The following is an 8,943-nucleotide window of genomic DNA, read 5'->3' as shown; positions in this document are numbered from 1 at the left end:
GCCCTTGCCGCAGATCTCCTTCTGCCCCACCGGCGGCATCACCCCGCAAAACGCCGAAAGCTACCTCAGCCTGCCCAACGTGGTCTGCGCAGGCGGCAGCTGGACCGCACCCAAGAACCTCGTCCAAACCCGAAACTGGAACGCAATTAAAAACCTGGCAAACGAGGCCAGCAAATTCGGGAGAACATCATGAATGACAGCTGGACCCGGCTTGAGCATCATCATGCCGCCGTGGCCGACCGCCCGATCCTCAGCCTGTTCAGCAATCCGCAGCGGTTTCAGGCGTTTTCTGCCGAAACCGGCGGGCTGCTTCTGGATTTCTCAAAGACCAATCTGGACGAGGAGATCCTGCAGGATCTGATTGCCCTGGCCGAAGAGAGCGGGGTTCCGGACAAGCGGGATGCGATGTTCCGGGGCGCCCGTTCGAATGCAACGGAGGGCCGGGCCGTGCTGCACACGGCCCTGCGCTCGCAGGACACGGGTGCGCTTGCGGCCGGCGGCGAGGATGTCCGCCCCGGGATCAAGGCCGCAAGAGACAGGATGGAGCGTTTTGCCGAAGGCATCCGGACCGGCACCATCACCGCGCCGGGCGGCCGGGCGTTCACCGATGTCGTCAACATCGGCATCGGCGGGTCGGACCTGGGCCCGCTGATGGCGGTGCGGGCGCTGGCACCCTATCACTCGGGCCCGCGCTGCCATTTTGTGTCCAATGCGGACGGGGCGCAGATCTCGGACACTTTGGCTCTGCTCGATCCCGGGACAACCCTGTTCATCATCGCGTCCAAGACCTTCACGACAGTGGAGACAATGACCAATGCCAGAACCGCGGTGCGCTGGCTCGAGGAGGCGGTGGGCGGCGATGCGGCGGGGCATCTCGCGGCGGTGTCCTCTGCTCCGGCGCGGGCGGCAGGCTTCGGCATTGCGGAGGACCGGGTGTTCGGGTTCGCCGACTGGGTCGGCGGCCGGTATTCGCTGTGGGGGCCGGTCGGCCTGCCCATCATGATTGCCACCGGCGCTGAGAGGTTCCGGGAGTTCCTGGCGGGCGGCTGCCAGATGGACCAGCACTTCCGCGCCGCGCCGCTGCGGCAGAACCTGCCGGTGCTGATGGCCCTGACCGGGATCTGGCACAGCAATATCTGCGGCTATGCAACCCGGGCGGTGCTGCCCTATGACCAGCGGCTCGACCGGCTGCCTGCCTACCTCCAGCAGCTGGACATGGAGAGCAACGGCAAGCGCGTGACCAGCTGCGGCGCGCCGCTGCAGCGCGCCTCAGGCCCGGTTGTCTGGGGGGAGCCCGGCACCAACGGACAGCATGCGTTTTATCAGCTGCTGCATCAGGGCACCCAGATCGTTCCGGCGGAATTCCTGATTGCCGCAGAGAGCCATGAACCGCATCTGAAAGAGCATCATGACCTGCTGAAGGCGAATTGCCTGGCCCAGTCCGAGGCGCTGATGCGCGGCCGGACGCTGGAAGCGGCCCGGAAACTGGCGCAAGGGGCCGAAGACGCCGCCGTAAGTCAGGACTGCCTTGCCCGGCACCGGACGTTCCCGGGAAACCGCCCGTCCGTCACCCTGGCCTATACCAGGCTCACGCCCTTTGTGCTGGGGCAGCTTATCGCCTTTTACGAACACAGGGTGTTTGTGGAAGGGGTGATCTGGGGCATCAATTCGTTTGACCAATGGGGTGTGGAGCTGGGCAAGGAGCTGGCAGGCTCCCTGCTGCCCATGGTGCAGGGCGCCCCGGCGGACGGCAAGGACGGCTCCACGCGGGGGCTGCTGGCCAGGCTGTCCGGCTGAGGCGGCCGGGCGTCCGGCCGCCCTCAGCCCTGGCCGCCCAGCCGCTTGATGATGCAAGGTATTTCCACGTTCAGATCCGGGGACGCCTCCGTTGCGGTCAGCTCAAAGACCTTGGCCAGCATGCCAGCCACGTCCTGCTGAACCATGCCCACGTTCCCCGGCAGCAGGGCTGCAAACGGGTCCCAGTCGAAACACCCGAATTCGAACGCGCGGCTGGGGTTGCGGGCCTGCCAGCGGATCACCCCCTCAAGCGTGATCGTGGAGTTCACGAACAATCCCGCAGGCAGCGAGGAGGGAAAGGCGTCCAAGGCGTCTTCGGCTTTTTGCGCGGCATAGCCGCAGGGCAGGATGTTTTCCGGCGGCAGGGGAATGCCGAACTCCGCATGGGCGGCCTCGAACCCGCGGATCCGCTCAGCGGTGTTGTGATCCGAGCCGCGTCCGCCGATGAACAGCAAGGGCTGCCCTTCGGCTGCCGGTGCCGCGAAGCGCTGCAGAAGCAGGCGCGTCAGATCCCTGGCGCCCGCGAAGTTATCCGAGACGACGGACGGCGCCTTGCTGCCGGGCAGGTCGAGATTGATCGAGCGCACCCCGGCCGCGGCGCAGAATTCGCTGATCCGGTCAGGATCGGTGGCGCCGGTGGAGATCAGGCAGTCGACCTGGTAGGAGACCAGCTCCCGCGCGGCCTCGAACTCCAGCTCCGGTTCCCGTTGGGTGCATGTGATCACCGGAAACAGGCCGCGCGCGCGCGCCAGCGCCTCGAACTGCTCCGCGATCGCACCAAAGTAACGGTTGTCGTATTTCGGCATGATCATCCCGATGATGTTTGACCGCACCCGGCGCAGAACACTGGCCTGAATGTTCACCGCATAGCCCTGCTCTTCGGCGATTTTGGAGATGCGCTTGGCGAGCTTCTCGCTGATTCGGCGTTTCTTCCAAGTTCCGTTCAGAACCGAGCTCACCGCGCTGGGGGACGTTCCAGCCAGCTCCGCCAAATCATAAATCGTTGGCCTCTTTGGAGAAATCTTCTCTTTCTGACCGTCTGAGCCGCCCGTGTCCACTTGGGATCTCCTTGTTACTTATTCTTCAAACTTGACATCAAACACCTCCCGCAGCAATCATGCTCCATCGATTGAGCAAACGTGCGCAACCGATAGAGCATCCAGAATCCGGGTGCGCAGGGAGGAAACAAGGGTTCCCGGTGCCGTGGCAGCGGGAACCGCCGCAGCCTTTTGCGGGCCGGCGGCGCGGCAGCCCCTACATCCCCCTCCGCGTGCACTCTCGGAACCCGTAAGATTTGTGGAGGAGACACATGAACACACAGAAACAATTGCTGGCAGCCCTTGCAGGTTTCGCCGCGGCCGCGCTGGCGGCGCCTGCCGCCGCTCAGGACGCCGCAACGGTTGCCTTTCTGATGCCGGACCAGGCTTCGACCCGCTATGAGGAGCATGACTTCCCGGGCTTCAAGACCGCGATGAGCGAGCTGTGTCCTGACTGCACCGTGATCTACCAGAATGCCAATGCGGATGTGTCGCTGCAGCAGCAGCAGTTCAACTCGGTGATTGCGCAGGGCGCAAAGATCATCGTGCTGGATCCGGTCGACTCTTCCGCAGCCGCGGCGCTGGTGCAGATTGCCCGGTCCCAGGATGTGAAAGTGATTGCCTACGACCGGCCGATCCCGGACGTGCCGGCAGATTACTATGTCTCCTTCGACAACCAAGGCATCGGCAATGCCATCGCGCAGTCCCTGGTGGATCACCTCAAGGACGCGGGTGTGCCGGACGGCGCCGGCGTGCTGCAGATCAACGGCTCGCCCACCGACGCCGCGGCCGGGCTGATCCGGGATGGCATCGACTCGGCCCTGGACTCGTCGCAGTTCAAAACCCTCGCCGAATATGACACGCCGGACTGGGCGCCGCCGAAAGCGCAGGAATGGGCGGCCGGCCAGATCACCCGTTTCGGCAATGAAATCACCGGCATTGTTGCCGCAAATGACGGCACCGCCGGCGGCGCCATCGCGGCGCTGAAGGCTGCCGGCGTCGACCCTGTGCCGCCGGTGACCGGCAATGATGCAACCATCGCAGCCTTGCAGCTGATCATCTCCGGCGACCAGTACAACACCATTTCCAAGCCGTCCGAGGTCGTTGCCCGGGCCGCTGCGGAGGTGACCGCCGCCTTCCTGAAAGGCGAGACCCCGGACGCAAAGACCACGCTTTATGACACCCCGTCCGAACTCTTCGTGCCTGCCGTGGTGACCCAGGAAAACATCAAGGCGGAAATCTTCGACAAGGGCATCCAGGCACCGGAAGACGTCTGCACCGGCGAATACGCCGCCGCCTGCCGTGATCTTGGTATCCTCAACTGACCGCTTGGCTCCGCCGACCGCCGCCGGCGGGTCCGCCCCCCGGCGCCCGGGATGAGCACAAGGCCCGACGCCACGCAAACTGGAAAAGGCCCGTACCGCATGACAGACCCCAATCCGCATTCAAGAACGCCGGGCGAGCCGATCCTGCGCCTGCGCGGCATCTCCAAGCAGTTCGGCGCAGTCTCGGCGCTGACGGACATCGAACTGGACGTCCATGCCGGCGAGGTGGTTGCGCTGGTCGGCGACAACGGCGCCGGCAAATCGACCCTGATCAAGGTGCTTGCGGGCGTTCATCAGCCCACCGCAGGCCGCATCGAATTCTGCGGCCGGCCGGTGACGCTCGACACCCCCGGCAAGGCGCTGGAGATGGGCATCGCCACCGTGTTCCAGGACCTGGCCCTGTGCGAAAACCTCGATGTGGTGGCCAATCTGTTTCTCGGCCACGAACTGACGCCCTGGCGGCTTGACGAGGTGCAGATGGAGGTCCGCGCCTGGACCCTGCTGCAGGAGCTGGCGGCGCGCATCCCCTCGGTGCGCGAGCCGATTGCCTCCTTGTCCGGCGGCCAGCGCCAGACCGTTGCGATCGCCCGCTCGCTGCTGCTGGATCCCCACATCATCATGCTGGATGAGCCCACCGCCGCCCTGGGCGTGGCGCAAACCGCCGAGGTGCTGAACCTGATCGAGCGGGTGCGCGGCCGCGGCCACGGGGTGATCCTGATTTCCCACAATATGGAGGACGTGCGGGCAGTGGCAGACCGGATCGTGGTGCTGCGCCTGGGCCGCAACAACGGTGTGTTCACCGCCGAAACCTCCAATGAAGAGCTGGTCGCCGCCATCACCGGCGCGGCGGAAAACGCCGTCTCGCGCCGCCGCGCGCGCAAGCTCGAAGCGACACAGGACTGACAATGACTGATCACAGCACAAATGGTGCCAGCCCCGCCAAACTCGACCGCTCGGACAGCCGCGTACGGCATGACGAAGGTATTCCGGGCGAGCTTCGCGCCTTTGCCGGCCGGGTCCGCTCGGGCGATCTGGGCATGCTTCCGGTGGCCGTGGGCCTGGTTCTCATCTCGGTGGTGTTTTCCTCGATCAACCCGATCTTCCTGGCCCCGAACAACCTTGTGAACCTGCTTTTCGACGCCGCCGCGGTGGGCTTTATCTCGCTGGGTATCGTCTGCGTGCTGATGCTGGGGCAGATCGACCTTTCGGTCGGCTCGATGAGCGGGCTTTCCTCGGCGCTGATCGGCGTGCTCTGGGCCACCATGGGCTGGCCGCTGCCGCTGGCCATTGCAGCGGCGCTGGCCGCCGGCGCGGCGACCGGGCTGGTCTATGCCACCTTCCTCAACCGTTTCGGCATGCCCAGCTTCGTTTCCACCCTGGCCGGGCTGCTGGCGCTGCTGGGCCTGCAGCTCTACATCCTGGGGCCGACCGGCTCGATCAACCTGCCCTACAGCTCTGCGCTGGTGCGTTTCGGCCAGATCATGATCATGCCGGACTGGTTTGCCTATGCGGTGGCGCTGCTGCCCGGCGCAGCCCTGGTGCTGCTTGGCCTGCGCACCAGCCGCCGCCGGGCCGAAGCCAACCTGTCCAGCCCGGGCCTGAGCGTTCTGCTGGCCAAGGCCGCCGTGCTGACCCTGGCGCTGGAGGCCGCTGTCTTCTACCTGAACCAGTGCCGCGGCATTCCGTGGATGTTCGGCCTGTTCGTCCTGCTGGTGGTGGCGATGAACTATGCCCTGACCCGCACCAAATGGGGCCGGTCGATGTTCGCCGTCGGCGGCAACGCGGAAGCGGCGCGGCGCTCGGGCATCAACGTGAACCGCATCCGCCTCAGCGCCTTTGTGCTGTGCTCCACCCTGGCAGCGCTCGGCGGCGTGCTGTCCGCGGCGCGGCTGGCCTCCGCCAGCCAGCAGGCAGGCACCGGCGATGTGAACCTCAACGCCATTGCCGCGGCGGTGATCGGCGGCACCTCGCTGTTCGGCGGCCGCGGCTCGGCCTGGTCGGCGCTCCTGGGCATCCTGGTGATCCAGGCGATTTCCAACGGGCTGACGCTGCTGAACCTCAGCTCCTCGCTGCGCTACATGATCACCGGCGCCGTGCTCGCCATCGCCGTCATCGTCGACTCGCTGGCGCGCCAGTCCCGCGCAAGCCACGGCCGTGGCTGATCCGGCATGTGAATCGGGAGAAAACTCATGACCTCACGAATGGAAAACAAGGTGGCCGCAATCACCGGCGCGGCATCGGGCATCGGCCTGGAATGCGCCAGGACCTTGCTGGCGGAAGGTGCCAAAGTGGTCCTGATCGACCGCGACGCGGACCGGCTGCATCAGCTGTGCGAAGGCTTCGGCAGCAATGCGGCCCCCCTGGTGGCGGACCTGCTCGACGGCGCGCAGGTGTCGGATATGCTGCCGCGCATCCTCAGCCATACCGGTCAGCTCGACATTTTCCACGCCAATGCGGGCGCCTATATCGGCGGGCCGGCGGCAGAAGGAGATCCCGACGCCTGGGACCGGATGCTCAACCTGAACATCAATGCCGCCTTCCGCTGCGTTCGCACGGTGCTGCCGCACATGATCGAACGCAAGAGCGGCGACATCATCTTCACCAGTTCCGTGGCCGGAGTGGTGCCGGTCGTCTGGGAGCCGGTCTACACCGCCTCGAAATTCGCGGTGCAGGCCTTTCTGCACGCGACCCGGCGCCAGGTCTCGGAACACGGCATCCGCATGGGGGCGGTTCTGCCGGGGCCGGTGGTGACGGCGCTGCTGGATGACTGGCCCGAGGAGAAGATGGAAGAGGCGCTGGCCAACGGCTCCCTGATGCAGCCGCAGGAGGTGGCCGAGGCGGTGCTGTTCATGCTGACACGGCCGCGCAATGTGGTGATCCGCGATCTCGTAATCCTCCCCAACAGCGTCGACCTCTGACGGCGCTGTTCCCAGGGCAGGCCCAGGCGGCCCGCCCGCCCCTCCGGCAAGTGGAAATCAGATGACCCAAGACCAGATCCAGAGTTCCGCGCCCGCGGAACGCTATCTCCTCGGTATTGATGTTGGCACTGGCAGCGCCCGGGCCGGCGTCTTCACCCTGGACGGCCGCATGCAGGCCGCCGGCAAATCCCCGATCTCGCTCCACCGCGAGGGCGGCGGCATCGCTGAGCAATCGAGCCGCGAAATCTGGCAGGCCGTCTGCACTGCGGTGCGCACCGCGGTGGCCGGGGCGGGCATTGATCCCGGCAACGTGGCCGGCATCGGATTCGACGCGACCTGCTCGCTGGTGGTGCTGGGGCCAGGCGGCGCGCCGCTGCCGGTCGGCAGCCCGGACGCGCCGCAGCGCGACATCATTGTCTGGATGGACCACCGCGCCATCGCCCAGGCCGAACGGATCAACGCAACGGGCCATTCCGTTCTGCAATACGTCGGCGGCACGATCTCGCCCGAGATGGAAACGCCAAAGCTGCTGTGGCTCAAGGAAAACCGCCCCGAGGTTTTCGGCGCTGCCTGGCAGTTCTTCGACCTCACCGACTTCCTGACCTGGCGGGCCACCGGCGATCTGGCCCGCTCTGCCTGCACCGTGACCTGCAAATGGACCTATCTCGCGCATGAAAGACGCTGGGATGCCAGTTACTTCCACCAGATTGGCCTGGGCTGTCTCGCGGACGGGGAATTCGCCCGGATCGGGCAGCGGGTGGTGGACCCGGGCACGCCGCTGGGCAGCGGGCTGACGGAAGCGGCAGCGGAGGAACTGGGGCTGGAACCGGGAACGCCGGTGGCGGCCGGGCTGATCGACGCCCATGCCGGAGGCCTGGGCACGGCCGGCGCCGACGGTGCACCCGAGGACAGTCTCGGCTATGTCTTCGGCACTTCCTCCTGCACCATGACAAGCACCCGCGAGCCGGTGTTCGTGCCCGGGGTCTGGGGGCCCTACTACTCTGCGATGATTCCCGGTCTCTGGCTCAACGAAGGCGGCCAGTCCGCGGCAGGCGCGGCCATTGATCAGCTGCTGTCCTTTCACCCGGCAGCCGCCCAAGCGGAAACGGCGGCGCGCGCGCAGGGGCTGACACTTCCGGAGCACCTCTCCCGGCTGGCCGGACAGAAGGCCGGCAGCCCTTCCGCTGTTGTGGAGCTGGCCCGCGGCATGCACGTGGTTCCGGAATTCCTTGGCAACCGGGCGCCGCATGCGGATCCCTATGCAAGGGCCGTGATTGCCGGGCTTGGCATGGAGCGGGAGCGGGACAGCCTGGTCGCGCTCTACGCAGCGGGCCTCTGCGGCATCGGCTACGGGCTGCGACAGATCATCGAGGCGCAGGACCGCGCCGGTGCACCGGTCAGCCGGATCGCCATCAGCGGCGGCGCCGGGCAGTCCGGGCTGGTGCGGCAATTGCTGGCCGACGCCACCGGCAAACCCGTCTACGCCAGCGCAGCAGCGGAGCCGGTGCTGCTCGGCTCGGCCATCCTCGGCTGCCTGGCCGCGGGGATCGTTCCCGGCGCCGGCGCAGCCATGGCCGCAATGTCCCGGACGTCGCAATGCTACAGGCCCGCCGGAGGCGCCATCCGGCAGGCCCACGAGAGCCGCTACAAAACCTTCCAGGCGCTTCAGGACGCCGCCCGGCACGTCCGGGCCTGCAGCGGCTAGGCACCGCCGCGGACCGGGGCAAGCGGCCGGCTGGCGCCCGGACAGTCCAACCTCAGAAGAAAGGCACCGACCCGAAGACCTTAAAGCCGCCGGTCAGACCGCTGATGCGGAGATCTTGGCGCTTGCGAACTGCCTGCGGGCGCTTGCTCCGCAGAACCCGA

7 protein-coding genes and 1 pseudogene are annotated in these 8,943 nt (G+C 66.6%); 7 read left to right on the top strand and 1 reads right to left on the bottom strand.

All coding sequences use genetic code 11. From position 1 onward, the window contains the following. A pseudogene (locus AB1A62_RS14900) lies at positions 1 to 193 on the top strand (keto-deoxy-phosphogluconate aldolase); the annotation flags it as partial. Beyond that, a complete protein-coding gene (gene pgi, locus AB1A62_RS14895) occupies positions 190 to 1,797 on the top strand; it encodes a glucose-6-phosphate isomerase (protein WP_366662243.1) in 1,608 nt (535 codons plus the stop codon). The pseudogene AB1A62_RS14900 and the gene pgi, both read left to right, overlap by 4 nt. 23 nt (positions 1,798 to 1,820) lie before the next feature. On the opposite strand, the gene AB1A62_RS14890 is transcribed toward pgi, so the two are convergent. Further along, on the bottom strand, positions 1,821 to 2,855 hold the full coding sequence (locus AB1A62_RS14890; protein ID WP_366662242.1) for a LacI family DNA-binding transcriptional regulator: 1,035 nt from the start codon (positions 2,853 to 2,855) through the stop codon (positions 1,821 to 1,823). Positions 2,856 to 3,106: 251 nt separating this feature from the next. Here AB1A62_RS14890 and AB1A62_RS14885 point away from each other — a divergent pair, with 251 nt between their 5' ends. The 5 genes from AB1A62_RS14885 (at position 3,107) to AB1A62_RS14865 (ending at position 8,782) form a co-directional block, all read left to right on the top strand. Continuing rightward, positions 3,107 to 4,159 carry a sugar ABC transporter substrate-binding protein gene (locus tag AB1A62_RS14885; RefSeq protein ID WP_366662241.1) on the top strand — a complete coding sequence of 351 codons (1,053 nt, stop codon included), beginning with the start codon at positions 3,107 to 3,109 and terminating at the stop codon, positions 4,157 to 4,159. A 99-nt stretch (positions 4,160 to 4,258) separates the two neighbouring features. After that, on the top strand, positions 4,259 to 5,062 hold the full coding sequence (locus tag AB1A62_RS14880; protein ID WP_366662240.1) for an ATP-binding cassette domain-containing protein: 804 nt from the start codon (positions 4,259 to 4,261) through the stop codon (positions 5,060 to 5,062). 2 nt (positions 5,063 to 5,064) lie between these two features. Further along, on the top strand, positions 5,065 to 6,321 hold the full coding sequence (locus AB1A62_RS14875) for a sugar ABC transporter permease (RefSeq protein WP_366662239.1): 1,257 nt from the start codon (positions 5,065 to 5,067) through the stop codon (positions 6,319 to 6,321). A 27-nt stretch (positions 6,322 to 6,348) separates the two neighbouring features. Then, positions 6,349 to 7,077: an SDR family oxidoreductase gene (locus AB1A62_RS14870; RefSeq protein WP_366662238.1), complete on the top strand. Its 729-nt coding sequence runs from the start codon at positions 6,349 to 6,351 to the stop codon at positions 7,075 to 7,077. 61 nt (positions 7,078 to 7,138) lie between these two features. Next, positions 7,139 to 8,782, top strand: a complete 1,644-nt coding sequence (locus AB1A62_RS14865) for an FGGY-family carbohydrate kinase (protein ID WP_366662237.1) — start codon at positions 7,139 to 7,141, stop codon at positions 8,780 to 8,782. Positions 8,783 to 8,943: the final 161 nt, after the last annotated feature.

This window comes from Leisingera sp. JC11 (genome assembly GCF_040704725.1).
Classification (GTDB): Bacteria; Pseudomonadota; Alphaproteobacteria; order Rhodobacterales; family Rhodobacteraceae; genus Leisingera.
The sequence above is the reverse complement of the archived record's forward strand: the minus strand, read 5'-3'. Positions and strand labels throughout refer to the sequence as shown.

What these genes read in the sequence shown, in the direction of transcription:
- pgi (WP_366662243.1), top strand. Translation starts at nt 190, where the DNA reads ATGAATGACAGCTGGACCCGGCTTGAGCATCATCATGCCGCCGTGGCC.
- AB1A62_RS14885 (WP_366662241.1), top strand. Translation starts at nt 3,107, where the DNA reads ATGAACACACAGAAACAATTGCTGGCAGCCCTTGCAGGTTTCGCCGCG.
- AB1A62_RS14880 (WP_366662240.1), top strand. Translation starts at nt 4,259, where the DNA reads ATGACAGACCCCAATCCGCATTCAAGAACGCCGGGCGAGCCGATCCTG.
- AB1A62_RS14875 (WP_366662239.1), top strand. Translation starts at nt 5,065, where the DNA reads ATGACTGATCACAGCACAAATGGTGCCAGCCCCGCCAAACTCGACCGC.
- AB1A62_RS14870 (WP_366662238.1), top strand. Translation starts at nt 6,349, where the DNA reads ATGACCTCACGAATGGAAAACAAGGTGGCCGCAATCACCGGCGCGGCA.
- AB1A62_RS14865 (WP_366662237.1), top strand. Translation starts at nt 7,139, where the DNA reads ATGACCCAAGACCAGATCCAGAGTTCCGCGCCCGCGGAACGCTATCTC.